14 protein-coding genes are annotated in these 20,023 nt (G+C 59.1%); 12 read left to right on the top strand and 2 right to left on the bottom strand.

The annotated features are described in order from the left end of the window. Positions 1-65: 65 nt before the first annotated feature. Positions 66-335, top strand: coding sequence for a hypothetical protein (locus LHW45_09460; protein MCB5285799.1), 270 nt, complete (start codon positions 66-68; stop codon positions 333-335). A 70-nt stretch (positions 336-405) separates the two neighbouring features. Then, the gene (locus LHW45_09455; protein MCB5285798.1) at positions 406-3,294 is read left to right on the top strand and encodes a M20/M25/M40 family metallo-hydrolase; all 2,889 of its coding nucleotides are present in this window, start codon (positions 406-408) and stop codon (positions 3,292-3,294) included. A 69-nt stretch (positions 3,295-3,363) separates the two neighbouring features. On the opposite strand, the gene argF is transcribed toward LHW45_09455, so the two are convergent. Continuing rightward, on the bottom strand, positions 3,364-4,365 hold the full coding sequence (gene argF / locus LHW45_09450; GenBank protein ID MCB5285797.1) for an ornithine carbamoyltransferase: 1,002 nt from the start codon (positions 4,363-4,365) through the stop codon (positions 3,364-3,366). A gap of 229 nt (positions 4,366-4,594) precedes the next feature. On the opposite strand from argF, the gene LHW45_09445 reads away from it, so the two are divergent. From LHW45_09445 to trpS, 10 genes are all read left to right on the top strand, one after another. Next, complete coding sequence (locus tag LHW45_09445; GenBank protein ID MCB5285796.1) at positions 4,595-5,839, top strand: TolC family protein; 1,245 nt, start codon at positions 4,595-4,597, stop codon at positions 5,837-5,839. A gap of 13 nt (positions 5,840-5,852) precedes the next feature. Then, positions 5,853-7,229: an efflux RND transporter periplasmic adaptor subunit gene (locus tag LHW45_09440; protein ID MCB5285795.1), complete on the top strand. Its 1,377-nt coding sequence runs from the start codon at positions 5,853-5,855 to the stop codon at positions 7,227-7,229. Positions 7,230-7,231: 2 nt separating this feature from the next. After that, complete coding sequence (locus tag LHW45_09435; GenBank protein MCB5285794.1) at positions 7,232-7,993, top strand: ABC transporter ATP-binding protein; 762 nt, start codon at positions 7,232-7,234, stop codon at positions 7,991-7,993. After that, entirely contained in the window at positions 7,993-9,210 is a 1,218-nt protein-coding gene (locus tag LHW45_09430) for an ABC transporter permease (GenBank protein ID MCB5285793.1), read from the top strand. The genes LHW45_09435 and LHW45_09430 overlap by 1 nt, the downstream gene beginning before the upstream one ends. Positions 9,211-9,404: 194 nt before the next feature. After that, the gene (locus LHW45_09425; protein ID MCB5285792.1) at positions 9,405-11,063 is read left to right on the top strand and encodes an SBBP repeat-containing protein; all 1,659 of its coding nucleotides are present in this window, start codon (positions 9,405-9,407) and stop codon (positions 11,061-11,063) included. Between the two features lie 485 nt (positions 11,064-11,548). Continuing rightward, complete coding sequence (locus tag LHW45_09420; protein ID MCB5285791.1) at positions 11,549-13,189, top strand: AMP-binding protein; 1,641 nt, start codon at positions 11,549-11,551, stop codon at positions 13,187-13,189. A gap of 77 nt (positions 13,190-13,266) precedes the next feature. Continuing rightward, positions 13,267-14,538: a M18 family aminopeptidase gene (locus LHW45_09415; protein ID MCB5285790.1), complete on the top strand. Its 1,272-nt coding sequence runs from the start codon at positions 13,267-13,269 to the stop codon at positions 14,536-14,538. A gap of 23 nt (positions 14,539-14,561) precedes the next feature. After that, complete coding sequence (locus LHW45_09410) at positions 14,562-15,812, top strand: DUF1015 family protein (protein ID MCB5285789.1); 1,251 nt, start codon at positions 14,562-14,564, stop codon at positions 15,810-15,812. Then, a complete protein-coding gene (gene rimO, locus LHW45_09405) occupies positions 15,809-17,119 on the top strand; it encodes a 30S ribosomal protein S12 methylthiotransferase RimO (GenBank protein MCB5285788.1) in 1,311 nt (436 codons plus the stop codon). Before LHW45_09410 ends, rimO begins: the two co-directional genes overlap by 4 nt. After that, on the top strand, positions 17,116-18,108 hold the full coding sequence (gene trpS / locus LHW45_09400; GenBank protein MCB5285787.1) for a tryptophan--tRNA ligase: 993 nt from the start codon (positions 17,116-17,118) through the stop codon (positions 18,106-18,108). The genes rimO and trpS overlap by 4 nt, the downstream gene beginning before the upstream one ends. A gap of 1,308 nt (positions 18,109-19,416) precedes the next feature. Here the strand turns inward: trpS and LHW45_09395 are convergent. Then, the gene (locus LHW45_09395; protein ID MCB5285786.1) at positions 19,417-19,743 is read right to left on the bottom strand and encodes a hypothetical protein; all 327 of its coding nucleotides are present in this window, start codon (positions 19,741-19,743) and stop codon (positions 19,417-19,419) included. Positions 19,744-20,023: the final 280 nt, after the last annotated feature.

The raw sequence follows: 20,023 nt of genomic DNA, 5'->3' as shown, positions 1-20,023 counted from the left end.
TGAGGGCAAAATATGTGGATAACTGAGCTTTTTCAGGGTTCATGTTGGGAAATTCTGGAAAAATTGTGGATAACTATAAAGTAGATCCTGGAAAGCTGGACAATTTGGTATTACGCAAAGGTCTTCTTGAATGTTTTTCCAAAAGAGATAATAATGCAGGCGGGGCGGATCACAAGCAAAAATTGGGTTCGGGCGGGGGGGGGGTACGTAGCGCAGGATGCCGATCCCGCGAAAGGACAAAACGCAGCCTTGAAATGCTGCGCTACAGCCGCCGCCAAGTCCGACCACACGTTGTCCCGGAAGGACGGGCGGCCGAACTGGAACAAATCGCTTGACTGGAACGGGCGTTGCTTGATCTTGGAAAAACACGCAAGTTCCCAGCTGGGGATAAAATTTGGAGACTCGATGAAAAGATTTATAACGCTCGCGGCTTTGCTGCCGCTCTGCCTTGCGCTCTGGGCAAACACATTCGTGGCCGGGATCCCGGTGGAACGGATCCGCTCCGCCCCGGAGCAAAGCCTGAACGAATCCATGCGCCAGCTTGACCAAGCAGGCTGCGCCATCCTGCATTACGACTCCGAGCTGGCCATCGCCCTGGTGCCGGAGGGGAAATTCCAGGCTTTCCGGCTCACGGAGCTTGACGAGGCCCATAAACTCTACCTGATCGGGAAGATCCCCGGCCAGGGCCAGCCGGAGCTGGGCGCCGGGGGCAGGCTGCTGCTGGAACTGAGCGATGCCTACCTGATCGAAAGCGGCCTGGACGAGATCCAACTGCGGGAATTGATCGACCACCCCTTCACCCGGCTGGGGCCGGAGCCGCTGCGCTTTTCCCAGACTGCGCTGACCTCACCCTCCGGCCACAGCGCGCGGACCGATATCGACCAGATGATCGCGCTGGTGAACGCCGCTTCGGTGCAGAGCACCATCCAGAGCCTGCAGGACTTTCAGACCCGCTACGCGCGGGCGGACAACCGCCTCCAGGTGGCCCAGTGGATCCAGCAGAAATTCCTCAGCTACGGGGTCACCGACGTGGTGCTGCAGGAATTCCTGTGGCAAAACACCAGCCAATACAACGTGGTGGCCACCATTCCAGGCACCATCTACCCGAACCAGTACATCGTTGTGGGCGGGCATCACGACTCGATCTCGAACAACAGCGATCCCTACGTGTTCGCGCCCGGGGCCGACGACAACGCCAGTGGCAGCGTGTCCGCCCTGGAAATGGCGCGGGTGATGATGGCCAGCGGCTACCAGCCCCGCACCTCGATCCGCTTTGTGACCTTCGCCGCGGAGGAATTCGGCCTCTGGGGTTCCAAACACCACGCCCAGACGGCATATCTGGCCGGCGAAAACATCCGCCTGATGATCAATCACGACATGATCGCCAACGAAACCGGGCCCCAGCCCTGGCAGGTGCGCCTGATGCCTTACGATGGCTCGCTGGACCACAGCGCCTACGCGGCCCAGATCACTGAACAGTACACGGACCTGGATGCCTATTACGGCAGCATGAACAGCGGCAGCAGCGACAGCCATCCCTTCTGGCAGAACGGCTACCACGTGATCTACTTTTTCGAAGACGACTTCTCGCCCGTCTATCACTCCGCCCAGGACTTGGTGGTGAACCTCAATCCCGCTTACTGCGCGGAAGTGATCAAGGCCTCCGTGGCCTGCGCCGCCTCCTTCGCGGACATGCCTTCGGCCCCGGTGGGCCTTACAGCGCAGGATTGGGGCGACGGCTCCACCGTCCTGCTGAGTTGGGAGGATTTGGGCGACCCCCTGATCAGCTCTTACAACGTATATCACAGCACGGTTTTCGGCAGCTGGGGAACGCCCGTGGCCACTTCCGCCAACTATCTGGCGGTGCAGGGCCTCACGCAGGGCCAGCTGTACCATTTCGCGGTGGGCTCCGTGGACAACTTCGGCAACGAAAGCTATCTGGTCTATACCTCCGCTGTGCCGCTCTCCGTGCCGCTGGAACCGCAGAATTTTGCTGACCAGCCACAGTATCAGAGCATCGCTCTGGACTGGGACGACAACCACGAACATGACCTGGCCGGCTACCAGCTTTACCGCTCGCAGATCCAGGGCGAACTGGGAACGCAGATCGGCGGGCTGATCACCGCCAGCGAATATCTGGACAACGATGTGGTGGGCTCGCTCAACTACTATCATTACAGCCTCCGCGCGGTGGACCAGGGCGGCAACGCCGGTCCTTTCGCGCAGGTGGTGAAAAGCCGCCCCGTGACGCTGGACCAGGGTGTGCTGATCGTGGATGAGACGGAAAACATGGGCGGAACCAATCCCTTCCAACCCACGGACCAGCAGGCGGACGATTTTTACGCCCTGGCAGCCGCGAGCTTTGCCACCACCGAACTGGACCTCAACTCCCTGGCTGAAAACCTGCGCCTGGCCGACATCGGCGTCTTCTCATCCATCATCTGGCATGGGAACGACCAGGCCAGCATGGACTATCCCTATTTCGCGCGGGAAGCGCTGCAGCAGTATATCCAGGCCGGGGGCAACCTGTTCTTCAGCGTGTACTTCCCCTCGCTGGCTTTCGAGCTGAATTCCAACTATCCGGGCAATTTCAACAGCGATTCCTTCATCTATGAAACGATCGGGATCGCAGCGGCCGATTACGCCGGCAACACAGCCCGCTTCCGCTTCGCCGTTCCCGTGCACGACCAGTTTCCCTCCGTGAACGTGGACCCGGACAAGACCACCACCAGCCTGAACGGACACATCATCCGCGTGGAAAGCATCAGCCCCAGCCCAGGCTGCGCCACCATCTACAACTACGGCACGGATTACGCTGACGACACGCCCCAGGGCGCGATGGGCGGCCTGCCGGTGGGGGTGCTGAACCTGAACCAAAGCGGCAAGGTCTGCGGAGTGAGTTTTCCACTTTACAACATCTATCAGGACGACGCACGGGAATTGGTGGAATACGTTTTAACCCAGTATTTCGGCGAAACAGTGAGCGCGGCCGACGATCCCGGGCTGGTACCCGGCGCGGGTATTTCCCTGGCTCCGAATTACCCCAACCCCTTCAAAGGCGAAACCAGCTTCCGGCTGGAGCTGAAAAATAACGCCCAGCCCGTGCTGGTGGAGATCTACAACCTCCGCGGCCAGCTGGTGAAAACCCTCTTCCACGGCAACAGCCCCAAATCCGTGGTGCAGCGCTGGGACGGCTTGGACAACCACGGCAGACCGGCCTCCAGCGGCATCTACATCATCCGCGCCAGCCAGGGAGGAAACTCCGTGCAGCGGCGGATCGCCTTGGTGAAATAGGTATCCCACCCATCAATGATAAAGCCGGCAGAGCGATCCGCCGGCTTTGTTTCAATATGATGGAAGTGATCAGCTGCCCAGGGTGGCAACCATCACGGCCTTGATCGTGTGCATGCGGTTTTCCGCCTCGTCGAAGACCACGGAGTTGGGCGATTCGAACACCTCGTCGGTAACCTCCATGGCGCTGAGCTTGAACTTGGCGTTGATCTGCTTGCCTACAGTGGTCTTGAGGTCGTGGAACGCGGGCAGGCAGTGCATGAAGAGGGTGCTGGGCTTGCCGGTTTTTTTCATCATGGCGGCGTTCACCTGATAGGGTTTGAGCAGCTTGATGCGCTCGGCCCAAACGCTGTCCGGTTCTCCCATCGAGACCCAGACGTCGGTGTAGATCACATCGGCATTCTTCACGCCTTTGGCGATGTCGTCGGTGATGGTGATGGTGGCGCCGGTGGTTTTGGCCACATCCTTGCATTTCTTCAGCAGCGCGGCTTCCGGGAAGAGGGATTTGGGGCTCACGATGCGGAAATCCATCCCGGTTTTGGCGGCGCCGATCATCAGGGCGTTGGCCACGTTGTTGCGCCCGTCACCGGCATAGACGAAGACCATTTCGTTCAGCGGCTTGTTCAGATGTTCCCTGGCGGTGAGGAAATCGGCCAGCACCTGGGTGGGGTGGTCTTCGTTTGTGAGTCCGTTCCAGACAGGCACGCCGGCGTATTGGGCCAGCTCTTCCACGATCTCCTGGCCGTAGCCGCGGTATTCGATGCCGTCGTACATGCGGCCCAGCACCCGGGCGGTGTCGGCGATGGATTCCTTTTTGCCCATCTGGCTGCCGGTGGGGCCCAGATAGGTGACGTGCGCGCCCTGGTCAAGGGCGGCCACTTCAAAGGCGCAGCGGGTGCGGGTGCTGTCCTTTTCAAAGATCAGGGCGATGTTTTTGCCTTTGAGGCGCTGCTGCTCGGTTCCCGCGTATTTGGCTTTTTTCAGGCTCAGCGAGAGGTCCAAAAGGAATCCGATCTCCTGCGGCGAAAAGTCCATCAGGGTCAGAAAATGGCGGTTTCTAAGATTGTAGGGCATGATTTCTCCTTGGCTTGATTTTTTGTCTTTGAGTGCCAGAAAAAATGGCATGGCTTTCCCGGCAAGAATTTTTCCTTGTCTGTATCGCGGCTTTGAAAAACAGTGCATCCTGAAGATGGTTCCGCCGTACACAATTAATGCAGGAAAAGCCCCAAAGTGCGGTAATGAGTAACGTGGGCCATCCTGCCTGACGCACGCAGACATCTATTTTGAAGGATATATGAAGATCATGAAAGCACTAACCACCCTCCTGCTGTTGCTGCCGCTGGCTCTGCTGGCGCAGCAGTACACCCTGGACGAGCTCGTCGGGCATGGCCTGGAGAACAGCTATGGCATGCTGCGCAGCGAACTTGCCTATGAATCCAGCCGCTCCAGCCTCCGCAGCGCCACCTGGAACCTGTTGCCCGAGGCCGGCGTGAATTTTGGCATCAGCAACGATTTTTACAATTCCGGACCCGCCGCCGATCTGAGCAGCCAGGCCGGTTTTTCCATCAGCAAAACCATCAGCCTCAACGACGATGCCTGGTTCAACTACAAGTATGCCAAGCTGGACGCCGCCAAGGCCGAGCTGACCCGCCAAACCAGCGCCAGCGCCTATGCCTACAGCGTTTTCACGGCCTATCTGGATGTGCTGAGCACCCAGCGCCAGCTTTCCTCGCTGCAGAAGAATCTGGAGATCCAAACCCGCGTGTGGGAACAGGCCCAGGTGCTGAACCAACTGGGCAAGAACACCAGCTTTGATGTGAAGGAAAGCGAGATCGCCGTGATGAACGCCCGCATCTCCATCCTGCAGCTGGAAAACTCCATCGCCGCCAAACGCGCCCAGCTCTTCAGCCTGGTGCGCATGGATGATGCCGGCCATGAACTGGCGGAGCTGGTTCCGGACAACAACTACAGCCTGCCGGAGTTGGGACCGGAACAGAGCAACCAGGTGAAACTGCTCAAGGCAGACCTCAAGCGCGGCGAACTGGGCCTTACCCAGAGCTTTCTGAACTACTTTCCCCGCGTGAGCCTGGCCTACAATTTCAGCCGCAGCGTGAGCGGCGACAACTTCGACTTCGACACCTACGGCACCAACCACACCTTGGGCCTGAATTTCAGCTACTCGCTCTGGAACCAGTTCAGACAGGGGGAGACCAATAAACGCGGCGACCTCGCCCAGCGCCTGGCCGAGCTGGAGATTCAGCAGCAGATCGACGAGATCGACCGGCAATACGCCACCCTCACCCAAGAACTGGCCTATCTGAACCGCTTGGACGAGCTTTACGGCGAAAAACTCGCCCAGAGCGAAAGCCAGATCCGCGTGGCCGAAGAACGCTTCCGCCTGGGTCTGATCGAGCTTTTGGAACTGGACAAGACCCGCGTGGAATTCATCAATTCCGAGATCGCCTACAACAACAACCGCTACCAGATCCTGGCCCGCCAGGAGGCCATTAACAACCTGCTTTCCCAAAAGATCCAGGGCAAATGGTGACAGGGGTTACACCATGAAAAAATATCTCAAATACGTCATTATAGTGCTGCTTGTCATCGCCGCCGTGATCGTTTACGCCCAGGTGCGCAAAAACAGCAACCGCCCCGAATGGAAGACCGACAGCCCCTCCAACGGCACCATCCGCGAGGTGGTGACAGCCACCGGTTCGCTCAATCCCACCGTGCTGGTGGAGGTGGGCACCGAGGTTTCCGGCACCATCAAAACCCTTTACAAGGACTTCAACGACAACGTGAGAAAGGGCGAAGTGCTGGCCCGGCTGGACACCGAGATCCTGGCCACCAGCGTGGAATCCGCCCAGACCGAAGTGAACAAGGCCCGCATTTCCCGCGACGAAGCGCGCATGGAATACAACAACAGCAAGTCGCTCTCCGGACGCGACATGATCTCAGCCTACGAGCTAAAGAAAGACGAATTCAGCCTCGACCAAGCCGAACTGAACCTGGCCACGGCCCAGCTGCGGCTTCAAACCGCCCAGAAGAACCTCAGCAACGCCACCATCACCTCGCCCATCGACGGCGTGATCGTATCCCGCGAGGTTTCCGAAGGCCAGACCGTGGCCGCCAGCATGAACTCGCCCACCCTCTTCACCATAGCCAACAACCTGGACCAGATGGAGATCACGGCCAGCGTGGACGAGGCCGACATCGGCAAAATTTCCGTGGGCCTGCCGGTGGAATTCAGCGTGGATGCTCACGCCGGCCAGATGTTCAGCGGCTCCGTGCAGCAGATCCGGCTCAAATCCGAGACCGAGCAAAACGTGGTGAGCTACAGCGTGATCATCGACGCCGCCAACCCCGACCACAAGCTGCTTCCCGGCATGACCACCAATGTGACGATCATCACCCAGTCCAAGGAAAACGTGGCCCGCATCCCCGAAACCGCCACCCGCTTCACCCCCAGCAAGGAAGTGTGGGAGCTTTTCGGCCTCAAATGGGAGGACGACCTGATCGCCAACGCCCGTAAAGCCGCGCTGGAAAAGGCCATGGCTTCCACCAACAACGACAAGGCTCCTGTTCGGGGGGACGCCAGGCCCGACAGCTCTCTGAAGTCCAGCCCTGATAGTACCAAAGCTTCTTCCGGAAGACCCGTCCGCGGTTTACCCGGCGGCAGGCCTTCCACAGGCATGCCCACCGGCAGAATGCCCGGCGGAATGGGTCGTGGCGGCGGCTCAGCCTTGATCTGGGTGCTGAAAGACAAGGAACCGGAGCTGATCATGGTGCGCACCGGCGTTTCCGACGGCGCTTTCGTGGAGGTGCTCAGCCCCCTCGCTCCGGATACGAAGATCATCACCGGCGTCATCTACAAAGATCCCTCCCAGGCCGTGGGCAACAGCGCCCTGAGCGGACCCGGCATGGGGCCAAGGTTCTGAGCATGACGGCAAGAACCCTGCTCAGCGCGCGCGGGATCACCAAAACCTACACCATGGGCGAGATCCAGGTTCACGCCCTGCGCGGGATCGATCTGGACGTCCAAACCGGCGAATTCATCGCCATCATGGGCGCCAGCGGCTCTGGCAAGACCACTTTCATGAACCTGATCGGCTGTTTGGACAAACCCAGCTCCGGTACCTACATCCTTGATGGCTTCGATGTTCACGCCATGGACGATGCCGAGATCACCCAAGTGCGCAACCACAAGATCGGCTACGTGTTCCAGAGCTTTTACCTTTTGCCCCGCACCACGGCGCTGGAAAACGTGGAACTGCCCCTTTTGTATTCCAAAAAACTCCACGCCAAAGACCGCCACGCCCGGGCCCTCAAAGCACTCGAAACAGTGGGCCTGAACGACCGCGCCCGCCATTTCCCGAACCAGCTTTCCGGAGGCCAGCAGCAGCGTGTGGCCATCGCCCGCGCCATCGTCAACGACCCCGTGTTCCTGCTGGCGGACGAGCCCACGGGCAATCTGGACACCCGCACCAGCGTGGAGGTGATGGAGTTTTTCCAAAAGCTGCACTCCGAGGGCAAGACCGTGATCTTGGTAACCCACGAATTCGACATCTCCCAGTACGCCACCCGGATCATCACTTTCCGCGACGGCCGCATCATCTCCGATGTGCCCAACCCCAAGCCGCGCGACGCCACTGAAGATTTGAAGAAATTGCCCCGTCTGGACGACGGCGAGGAGGTGGCCTGATGTCGGTTTTCGGGATCCTGCGCATCGCCCTCAAATCCCTCACCCGCAACAAGACCCGCACTTTTCTCACCATGCTGGGCATCATCATCGGCGTGGCCGCCGTGATCACCATGATCGCCATCGGCCAAGGCGCCAAAAAGGTGGTGGACGATCAGATCAGCACCATGGGCACGAACGTGATCTCCGTGATGTCCAATTTCACCAACACCCAAAGCACCGCGCGCCAGGCTGCCGGCTCCGGCAACACCCTCGAGGAAGGTGACGTGGACGCCATCCGGAACCAAGTTGACGGCGTGCTCTACGCTTCGCCGGTTTACAACACCTGGGGCCAACTCAAATTCGGCAGCAACAACTGGCGCGGCCGCATCATGGGTGTCGATGTGGATTATTTCCTCATCCGCGACATGCAGATGGAATCGGGCGACTTTTTCTACCCCTCCGAGGTGGAGAACGGCGCCAAAGTCTGCGTGCTGGGCAAGACCGTGGCGGACAACCTTTTTGTGGGCGAGGATCCCGTGGGCAAGATCATGCGCATCCGCAACATCCCCTTCACGGTGAAAGGCGTGCTCAGATCAAAGGGCCAGAGCACCTCGGGCAACGATCAGGACGACATCGTCCTCGCGCCCCATTCCACCACCTCCACCCGCCTCATCGGAGCGCGCTGGCGTTTTCTCACCATCATCGTTTCAGCCGTTTCGCAGGAACGCATTCCCATCGTTCAGGAAGATATCTCGAACCTCATGCAGGGCCGCCACAGCGGCACCACCGCCGCCGATTTCATGGTGAGCTCGCAAACCGACGTGGCCGAGGCCGCCAGCAGCGTTTCGAACACCATGACCGTGCTTCTGGCCAGCATCGCCGGGATCTCGCTGCTCGTGGGCGGGATCGGCATCATGAACATCATGCTGGTCTCGGTGACCGAAAGGATCAAGGAGATCGGCATCCGCATGGCCGTGGGCGCCGGAAAACGCGACGTCCTGCTGCAGTTCATCATCGAAGCCATCACCATCAGCATCCTCGGCGGGCTCATCGGCATCGCCCTGGGCTGGGGCCTGGCCGTGATCCTGGGCAAAACCATGGGCTGGAGCATCGTGGTGACCCCCTGGTCGATCTTCCTCTCCGTAGGCTTTTCCTGCCTGATCGGCGTTTTCTTCGGCTGGTATCCCGCCCGCAAAGCCGCGAACCTGAACCTCATCGACGCCCTCAGATACGAGTAGATTTCCGGCCTCGCCCCAAGCATCAATACGGTATCAATACGGAATCATTACGGATGAAATCCGTATTGATTCCGTATTGATACCGTATTGATGCTTGGGGCGAGGGTGGGTAAAAGGCGTTTTTCCCTTGACTATATTTGCGGGTCTGGCAAAGCTTGGCGCGTTATGAAGCCAGTAACCTTCTGGAGTAAGAAATGAATAGAATGGCAGCGCTTTCGCTCTGCTTTATCCTGGTTTCCGCCCTGGCCAGCCTGGGCGCGCAGACAGTGCCAGAATGGCAGTGGGCAGAGCGCGCGGGGGGAGAGGGCTATGACTATGGCCTGGGCATCGCCGCGGACAATGCCGGCAACCTGTATGTGACTGGCTTCTTCCGAGAATCAGCCGGCTTTGGAGGAACCATCCTCAGCAGCCTGGGCGATGGCGATGTTTACGTCTCCAAGCTGGATACCGGTGGCAATTTCCGCTGGACCAGGCAAGCCGGAGGCCCTGGTTTCGACGGCGGCAGATCCATAGTTGTTGACGCGTCTGGAAGCGTCTTCCTGACGGGGGATTTTGCCGGCACCGCCCAGTTCGGCGACATAGAGCTAACTGCCAGCGGAGAAAAGGACGCCTTCGTCTGCAAGCTGGACGCGGGTGGAAACTTCCTTTGGGCCAGCCGGGCCGGAGGTTTTGATGATACCATGGGCATGTCCATCGCCCTGGACAGCGCGGGCAACTGCTACATTGCCGGTTTGTTCAGCGGCTCGGCCACCTTTGGCTCAACCACTTTAGTCTCCCAGGGCTATGAGGACGCCTTCCTCGCCAGACTGGATGTTGATGGCAATTTCATCTGGGCCAGGCGGGCCGGGGGATGTGACTCTGACATGGGAAATGACCTTTCCGTGGACAACGCCGGCAACTGCCTTCTGACCGGGGGGTTCAGCCACTCAGCCGATTTTGGCCCCGTCACCCTTACCAGTGAGGGGGAATATAGCGATCTGTTCGTCTGCAAATTGGACGCGGAGGGAAACTTCCTGTGGGCCAGGCAAGCCGGAGGAGAATTTAGCGTTACCGCGGGTTGCGGCATCGCCGCGGACGCTGCCGGCAACAGCTATGTCACGGGAGTTTTCCAGGGCTCCGCCAGCTTTGGAGACACCACTCTGACCAGCGGGACCGGGATGAACAACTTTGTCTGCAAGCTGGATCCCAGCGGGAATTTCGGGTGGGCCAGACAGGCCGGCTGGACCAGCTACTCGCTGTTTTATGGCGACATCGCCGTGGACGGCGCCGGCAACTGCTGTGTGACGGGGGCGTTTCAGGTCAGCGCCGATTTTGGCCCCATCACTCTTACCAGCAACGGGGCAACCGACATCTTCGCCTGCGCGCTCGATCCCGCCGGAAACTTCCTCTGGGCCCGGCAGGCAGGAAGTTCCGGCACTGACTGGAGCTGCGACCTCTCCGTGGACGCCGCCGGCAATTGCTGCGTGACGGGGATGTTCACAGGCACGGCCAGCTTTGGCCCCACCACCCTTGCCAGCAGTGGCGGCGCTGATATCTTCATCGCCAGGCTGGGAACCGAGGTGGCGGTGGAAGACGAAACCACGCCCCCGGCGGAGGGCCAATCCCGCTTGTACGCGGCCTGGCCAAATCCTTCGGGCAAAAACCGGCTGATCAACCTGAAAGCCCGGGTGGCGGCAGGGGAGACAGGGACCCTCAGCATTTACAACCTGCGTGGAGAACTGATCGGCCGCCAGGATCTGACTGCCGGGGAACACCAGATCGATCTGGACGGACGAAGCCTGCCGGCCGGGATGTATGTTTACCGCTTGCGAACGTCCACGGTCAATACCGTTAAAAAGCTGATCATCAGATAGAAGAAGGAAACTCCCGCTCTGCCAGCCTGGGTTGAGAATACATTTGGCTCTCTTGCAAACCGAGTGGGTTGAGTGACAAAATCACCGAAGAACCTTAACCCAACAAGTATCGATGCGTCATTCCGGACGCAGTCTGTATCGACACCCTCTGAGGGCATTACCCGGAACGTCTGGATTCCGGGTCTGGCTCTGCTGGAGTCGATGCTCGTGACTCGCTCGACTCCAGCTTCACCGCCCGGAATGACGGAGCGGGAGAGGGCGGTAGATTCGCAGCTTTGGAAAGCTGCGCTACGGTTTGCTGGGTGGCGCATGATTCCAATCATGCGGATTCTGTATGCCTCGCCAAGGCGGTAGATTCGCAGCTTTGGATAGCTGCGCTTCGGTTTGCTGGGTGGCCGCGAGGGGGGCCGCCGGATAAAAAGTCTTGACAGCCAAAGCCACTTCATTCACAATAGGTTTTCCAAATTTTGGATCTGGAGAAGTTTATGATCACCGAAAAACTGATACCCTACCTGTTGGATTCCATCAAGAGTTACTGGGACCTTCCGGCCGTCACCGACTATCCTGGGCCGGCCGTCACCTACGGCGAGGCGGCGAGGCGGATGGCCTGGCTGCACGGCCTCTATAAAGAGTGTGGCCTGCAAAAAGGCTCGAAGATCGCCCTGGCCGGCAAGAACGGCTCGAACTGGGCGCTGGTCTGGCTGTCCGCGGTCACCTACGGCGGCACCGTCGTGCCCATCCTGGCCAATTTTTCGCCGGAGGACACCGCCCACATCGTGAACCATTCGGACGCCGAGATCCTATTCATCGCCAGGGACAAATTTGACAGCATCGAGGAAGACCAGATCCGCCGGGTGAAATACATCTTCTGCCTGGAGGATTTCCGGCTGCTGTTCAACCGGCCGGACAAGCGCGCGGAGCTGGTGAAACCCCTTGAGGACAACCGCGAACTGCTGAACCTGGGCAAGGACCAGCTGCATTGGCCGGACGTCTGCGACAACGAGGACATCGCCTCGATCATCTACACCTCCGGCACCACGGGCTTTTCGAAGGGCGTGATGCTCTCGCACCGTTCGCTGCTGGCGAACCTGATCTACGCGCGGGAAAACCTGACCTTCAGCGTGGGCGCTAAGGTTTTGTGTTTCCTTCCTCTGGCCCATTCCTTCGCCAGCGCCTTCGACCTGCTCTATCCCTTCACGCGGGGCAACCACATCAACTTCCTGGACAAGATCCCGGCACCAAAACTGCTGCTGAGCGCGCTGCAGGACCTGAAACCGGAGGTGGTGCTGGTGGTGCCGCTGCTGATCGAAAAGATTTATAAGAAGCAGCTGCAGCCCGTGATCGAAGAGCCAAAGATGAAGGTGATGATGAAGATCCCGCTGCTTAACAAAGTGGTCTATAAAAAGATCAAGGACAAGCTGATGACTGCTTTTGGCGGCAACATCGTGGAACTGATCGCGGGTGGCGCGCCGATGAACGCCGAAGTGGAACAATTCATGAGAAAGATCCAGTTTCCCTTCACCATTGGCTATGGCATGACTGAGTGCGGACCGCTGATCAGTTACGCGCGCTGGTTCAACAATCGGTTCGAATCCAGCGGCAAGATCGTGGATTCGCTGCGCTGCCGGATCGATTCACGCGATCCCGCCAATATTCCCGGCGAGGTGGTGCTGAGCGGCGACAACCTCTTCTCTGGCTATTACAACAACCCCGAGGCCACCGCCGAAACCCTGCGCGGAGGCTGGCTCTACACCGGCGACATCGGCACCCTGGACAAGGACGGCTTCATCTATCTGCGCGGGCGCAGCAAAAACATGATCCTGGGACCCAGCGGCGAGAACATCTATCCCGAGCTGGTGGAACAAAAAGTGAACAATCTGCCCTATGTGCTGGAATCCGTGGTGGTGGAACGCGACCGCCAGCTGCACGCCCTGGTCTATCCGGACCTCGACGCCCTGGACCAGGACAAGGTCCCGGAAGCCAAACTACCCCAGATCATGGAGGAAAACCGCCAGGCGGTGAACAAATCCCTGGCCGATTTCAGCCGCATCATCAAGTTCCACATCGTGAACGAGGCTTTCCAAAAAACGCCCACGCAAAAGATCAAACGCTATCTCTACCGCTGAGGCATTTATCCCTTTGACATAAAAGCGGGGCCGGGAAAAATAGTTCCCAACTGCTTTAAAGACCGAGGTACGCTCACATGCACAAACACATCAAAGACCTTCTCGCCTTTCTGGACGGCTCACCCAGCGCCGCGCAGGCTTCGGGGGAGATCCGCAAACGCCTTGAGGCCAGCGGATTCGATGCCCTCTACGAACAGAACAAGTGGAAGCTTAAACCCGGCGACAAACACTACGTGCCCCGGGGCACCAGCGTGATCGCCTTCGTGGTGGGCTCCGAACCCCTGACGACAGCGGGCTACCACATCGCCGCCTCCCACATCGACAGCCCCGGCCTCAAACTCAAGCCGGACAGCGTGCGCACCGAAAACGGCGTGACCCGTGTGGCCGTCGAAGTTTACGGCGGGCCCATCCTCAGCACCTGGACGGACCGCGACCTGGGCATCGCCGGACAGGTGGCCGTGAAGCTGGATGACGAACTGGCGGACCTGAGGTCCGTGGACCTGACCACCACCGCGGCCATCATCCCCAACGCCGCCATCCACCTCAACCGCGAGGTGAACAAAGGTTTTGAATACAACAAGCAGAACCATCTCCAGGCCATCCTCACCTCCACTTCCGGCAGCGCCGACCCCCTCAAGGAAGCTGTGGCCGCCGCCATCGACCTCGATCCGGAGTTCATCCTGGACATGGAACTCTTCCTCTACGACCGCGCCAAAGCGGAAACCGGCGGCCTGGACGGCAGCCTGATCTTCAGCGGCCGGCTGGACAACCTGGGCATGAGCCACGCCATCCTCAGCGCCCTCCGCGGCACCGCCAGGCCACGCCTCACCTGTGTGGCCGCCCTCTTCGACCACGAGGAGATCGGCTCCACCACCCTCCAAGGCGCGGCATCATCGTTTTTGGCCAACGTGCTGGAACGCGTGGCTTTGGCCCAGGGCCTGGACCGCCAGGAACATCTGATCTCGCTGGACCGCTCCTTCCTGGTGAGCGCGGACATGGCCCACGCCTACCATCCCAGCTATCCGGAAAAATACGATGCCAAAACCTCGCCGGTGATGAACGGCGGGCCCGTGATCAAATGGAACGCCAGCCACAAATACACCACCACCGTCACCAGCAGCACGATCTTTTCGCTGAATGCCAAAGCCGCGGGCGTGAACTGCCAGAAATTCATGATGCGCAGCGACCTGCTCTGTGGCAGCACGGTGGGCCCGGTGCTCGCCGCGCAGCTGGGGATGAACACCGTGGACGTCGGCAACCCGCTCTGGGCCATGCACTCGATCCGCGAAACCGCCGGCGTGAACGACCATCTGGACATGATCAAGGTCCTTTCCCACTATTATCATTAACAAAACATAAACAGGAGCGCCTCATGGCAGTATTCAAACCCTTCCGGGCTTTGCGTCCGGTGCCCCAGCGCGCGGCGGAGATCGCTTCGCTGCCCTACGATGTGATGGATTCGGACGAAGCCCGGATCGAGGTTCAGAAGCATCCGCTCAGCTATATCCACGTGGAAAAGCCCGAGGTCGATCTGCCCGCCGGCACCGATCTCTACGATCCCGCGGTTTACGCCAAGGCGAAGGAAAACCTGGACAACTACAGCCTCCAGGGCCACATGAAGCAGGATCCCCAGCCGCTTTTCTACATCTACCGCCAAACCATGGACGGCCGCGAGCAGAACGGCCTGGTGGGGCTCACCTCGGTGGACGAGTACATGGCCGGCAAGATCAAGAAACACGAATTCACCCGGGCCGACAAGGAAGCGGACCGCATCCGCCACGTTGACGCCTGCGATGCTCACGCCTCGCCGGTCTTCTTCACCTACCGCCACCAAGATGCCATCGACACAGTGGTGGAGCGCGTGAAACAGGCCAAGGAACCTGTGTACGACTTCGTTTCCGACGATGGCATCGGCCACTCGCTCTGGCTGCTGGACGATCCCGCGGACATCGCCGCCATCCAGGCCGCGTTCGCCGATCTGGACTGCCTCTACGTGGCCGACGGGCATCACCGCACCGCCAGCGCCGCCAAGGTGGGCCTCCTGCGCCGGGAGCAGCATCCGCACTTCACTGGCGAGGAAGAGTTCAACTTCTTCATGGCCGTGATCTTCCCGGACAACCAGCTGAAAATATTCGACTACAACCGCGTGGTGAAAGACGTCAACGGCCATTCCAAAGAAGACTTCCTGAAGCTGGTGGAGCAGAAATTCCAGCTCACTCCCATCAGGGAAGCGGGCAATTTCCAGCCCGGCCAAACCCACGAGATCGCCATGTATCTGGACCACTCCTGGTACCGCCTGGTGCCGAAAGCGGGCAGCTGGGACACCGCCAATCCGGTGGCCTCGCTGGACGTTTCCATCCTGCAGGACAACCTGCTGCACCCCATTCTGGGCATTGGCGATCCCCGCCGGGACAAAAGGATCGACTTCGTGGGCGGCATCCGCGGCCTGGATGAACTGGTCCGCCGCGTGGACAGCGGCCGCGAAGCCGTGGCTTTCGCCATGTTTCCCACCTCCATGGACGAGCTGCTGAGCATCGCCGACGCTGGCCTGATCATGCCGCCCAAGTCCACCTGGTTCGAGCCCAAGTTGCGTTCGGGACTTTTCATCCACCCTCTCTCATGAGCAAATATTTCATCGAAAGCCTGGGCTGCGCCAAAAACCTGGTGGACAGCGAAGTTTTCGCCGCCATCCTGGAACGGGCCGGTTACGAAGCCGCGGACTATCCTGAAGAGGCTGACCTCGTGCTGGTGAACACCTGCTCTTTCCTGGAGGATTCGCTGCGCGAACTGGATCTGGTGTTGAGCGATCTGGCCATCCTGAAGCAGGAGGGGCAGTTCGAACAGCTGCTGGTGACGGGCTGTTTGATGAACCGTGGGCTGGAGGATTTTGCAGGCCTCTTTCCCGAAGTGGACGCCTGGATCGGGCTGAAGGATTTTGCCGCGCTGGAACGCCGGCTGCGGCTCGAGCCGGCCTCAGAATACCCCCGGACCGCCATCCAGGGTGGATTTCACCGCTATCTGCGCGTCAGCGACGGCTGCTCGAACAACTGCAGCTACTGCGCCATTCCCTCCATTCGCGGAGGCATGAGCAGCGTTCCCATCGAAGCGCTGGTGAAGGAAGCCGAGGCCTTGGCCGGCGAGCCCGAAGACGGCTGGCGGGAACTGGTGGTGATCGCCCAGGACACGGCGAATTATGGCCTGGACATCTACGGCCGCAAAGCCTTGCCGGAACTGCTGGAAAGGCTCGGCGCCCTGCCGCAGTACCGCTGGATCCGCGTGATGTACATGCATCCGGACCACTTTGAAACCGCCTGGCTGGAGCTCTGGAAGCGCCAGCCCAAGCTGTTGCCCTATTTCGAGATCCCCATCCAGCACAGCGAAGACCGCGTCCTGAAAGCCATGAACCGCAAAAAGGGGCGCCGCGAGCTGGAAGCGCTTTTCACCACCATACTCAAAGAGCTGCCCCAGGCCGTGCTCCGCACCACCGTGATGAGCGGCTTCCCCGGCGAGACCAAGGCCGAAGCCCTTGCCCTTAAAAGCTTTGTGGCCGCCATTCCCTTTCTACACCTCGGTGTGTTCAACTATTCCCGCGAGGCCGGCACCCCGGCGTTCGCGCTGGAAGAGCAGGTTCCGCCCCGCACCGCCGCCAGGAGGATGAACGCGCTGCTGGCCTGGCAGGCGAAGCGCCGCGAACAGCTGCTGGAAAGCTATGTGGGCAAAAGCGTGGAGGTGCTGGTGGAGGAAGCCGAGGACGAGGACGAGGAAAACGCCTGGATCGGCCGGGCCTGGTTTCAGGCGCCGGAGGTGGACGGCGTCACCTACATCGAAGGCAGCGGCCTGCAGCCCGGCCAGATCATCCGCGCGGACGTTACCAACGCCGTGGACGCCGACCTCTTTGCCGCAGTTTACCCTCAGGAGAATGAACAATGAAAGTGGCCCTCACCGGCATCAAACCCACCGGGATACCCCACATCGGCAACTATCTGGGCGCCATCCGCCCGGCTTTGGAACTTTCCCAAAGCTGCGAGGCGCGCTATTTCATCGCCGACTACCACGCCCTCAATTCCTGCAAGGACCCCGCCGCCATCCGCGCCATGACCCTGGAGATCGCCGCCGCCTGGCTGGCCTCGGGCCTCGATCCGGACAAGGTGCTCTTCTACAAGCAATCCCTGGTTCCCCAAACTTTTGAACTGCTGGCCATGCTGCTGGCTTTCACGCCCAAAGGCCTGATGAACCGCGCCCACGCTTACAAGGCCATGCTCCAAGCCAATTCCGAGGCCGGACGCGATCCCGATGACGGCGTTAACATGGGCCTGTTCACCTATCCCGTGCTGATGGCGGCCGACATCCTGCTCTTCGACACCGACCTCGTGCCGGTGGGCAACGACCAGTTTCAGCATGTGGAAATGGCCGTGGATATCGCCCAGAGCTTCAATTTCACCTATGGACAGGAGTGCTTCAGTTTGCCCCAGCCCATCGCCACCGAACACAGCAAGACTTTGCTGGGACTGGATGGGCGCAAGATGTCCAAAAGCTACGGCAACACCATCCCGATGTTCGCTTCTGAAAAGGAACTGCGCAAGCTGGTGATGCGCATCGTGACCAATTCCCAGGGCGTGGAAGAGCCCAAGGACCCCGCCACCTGCACCATATTTGCCCTCTACCGCAGTTTTGCTTCAACTGAACAGGTGGAGGACCTCCGCCGCCGCTATCTGGCCGGAGGCATGGGCTGGGGCCATGCCAAACAAGAGCTCTTCGAAGCGATGAACGCCGCCCTGACTCCTCTGCGCGAACGCTACACAGAACTGATGTCCGCGCCAGAGCGGATCGCCGCCATCTTGGAAACCGGCTCTGCCAAGGCCAGGGAACTGGCCGCCGCCAAGATCAGGCAACTGCGCTCTGTGATCGGGATGGATTGAGATAACGTCTCAGGGTGGAAGGAACCTACGCTGGAGTTGAGCGACGCAGGAGCATCGACTACAGCAGAATCCAGACATTCACATTTCATACAGATTCACTGATTGGACGGGTTCTCGGATTCAAACACTCCCCACCAAGTCCCAGAGTGTCATTCAGGAAAGGCGTGCGTCAGCACGCGGGGCCGCGGAATCCAGGCCTTAAACACAAAGGCGGTGAAAATTGCCCCTGCCAGCAGGGCAAAGACGGAAGGCGGTGGCTTCAGCCACCGTACCGGGATGCCGGCACCGGATCAAGACGATCACCGGCGGTTTCAACCGCCGGGTCATTTGGCATCCGGATCAGGAAAGCTGGCCTCCACCGGTGGCTAAAGCCAACCGGACATTGTCTTTGGCGAACCAAAACACCTCTATCCCCAACGGTGGCTGAAGCCACCGCCTTCCGTCTTCTGCCCTGCGGGTGATCTTGCCCGCTTCCGTCTTTTATCATCCGGACATCCCCTGCCAGGACGGGCGAAACACGCCAAAACAATTGCGGCACTCTTGCAAACCGAGTGGGTGCAGAGGTATTCCGAACACAGAACTTTCAACCTCCGGCCCCACTCCGTCATTCCGGGCGGTGAAGCTGGAGTCGAGCGACGCAGGCTGGCATCCAGGCAAAGCCTCGCAGAGGCGGCAGAACGATAGCGAGGGTGGGCAGTGAGCGCAGCGAACGAAACCCCTCGTAACGCGACAGAACGAAGATCAATGAAAATTGCCACCACCCCACCCCGAAACGCACCACGTTTCGGGGTGGGGTGGTGGCCTTGAAAAAATGTTTGATATACACGGTGGACAGAGGGGTTCCGCCGCGGCTGAAGCCGCGCCTCCACACCCTCGCTATCGTTATGCCGCTTCTGCGAGGCTTTTCTGGATCCCGGATCAAGTCCGGGATGACGGAAGGTTCAACTTCGATTATGAGACGCTCTGGGTGTAAAGGTGCTAATTTGCTAATTTGGCTAATTTGAGAGGCCAAGTTAGCGAAATTAGCAAATTAGCACGTCTTACACCAGCGCCGGAGGGATGTTCCTGGTCCTGGACGGAGAGATGCATCAACATACTATATTACTTACATTTATACCTACTAACTACTAATACCTACTAAATTAGTATATATTATATATAAGTATATATATACCAGTATGTTGCATATCCTATTCAATGATTTTTCCCAAACCCCTCCCGGCTGGGGTGTATAAGGTGCTAATTTGCTAATTTGGCTAATTTGACCTGGGGGAGAAAAAGGCCGACGTCTGCTGGCCCATTCATGTATCAGTGGATGTACACGTAGCTCAATACGGGATTCAGCACATAGCGCAGGGCGATTTTGTTGTTTCCCGCCTCCCGGTTGTGACAGATGATGGCCTGCCTCTCGATCAGAGATTCGATGCAGCCCCGGAACTCCCGTGAAGTCATGTGCGAGAGGCACAGCAACCTACTGTGGGTCATCTCCTGTTTCGGCTCTTTTTGCAGCAGGCGCAGGATCTTCCGTTCCTCATCCAGCTTGCTTCCTTCGGTTAGCTGCTTCAGGAAGGGCCGGGTATTCTCGTAGTAATACTGGCAGAGATACCAGGCCTCTTTGGCGGTGCGGGTGTCCACTTTGTTGTGCAGGAACCAGGTTTGGAGTGGGCGTTGCCGGCAGATTGCGGATCGCCAGGTTGAGTAAGGATATCATGGTAAACAAATCCGCGTAATCCGGAAAAAGCTCAAAACAACCCCTGACAAAGTGCCGTTTTCTGCTCCCTTATATCTAAAGACCTTTGCGTAATACCAAATTGTCCAGCTTTCCAGGATCTACTTTGTAGTTATCCACAATTTTTCCAGAATTTCCCAACATGAACCCTGAAAAAGCTCAGTTATCCACATATTTTGCCCTCAT

It is taken from the genome of Candidatus Cloacimonadota bacterium (genome assembly GCA_020532085.1).
In the GTDB taxonomy this organism is placed as follows: Bacteria; Cloacimonadota; Cloacimonadia; order Cloacimonadales; family Cloacimonadaceae; genus Syntrophosphaera.
Note: the sequence above shows the minus strand (reverse complement) of the source record. Positions and strands in the feature narration are given on the sequence as shown.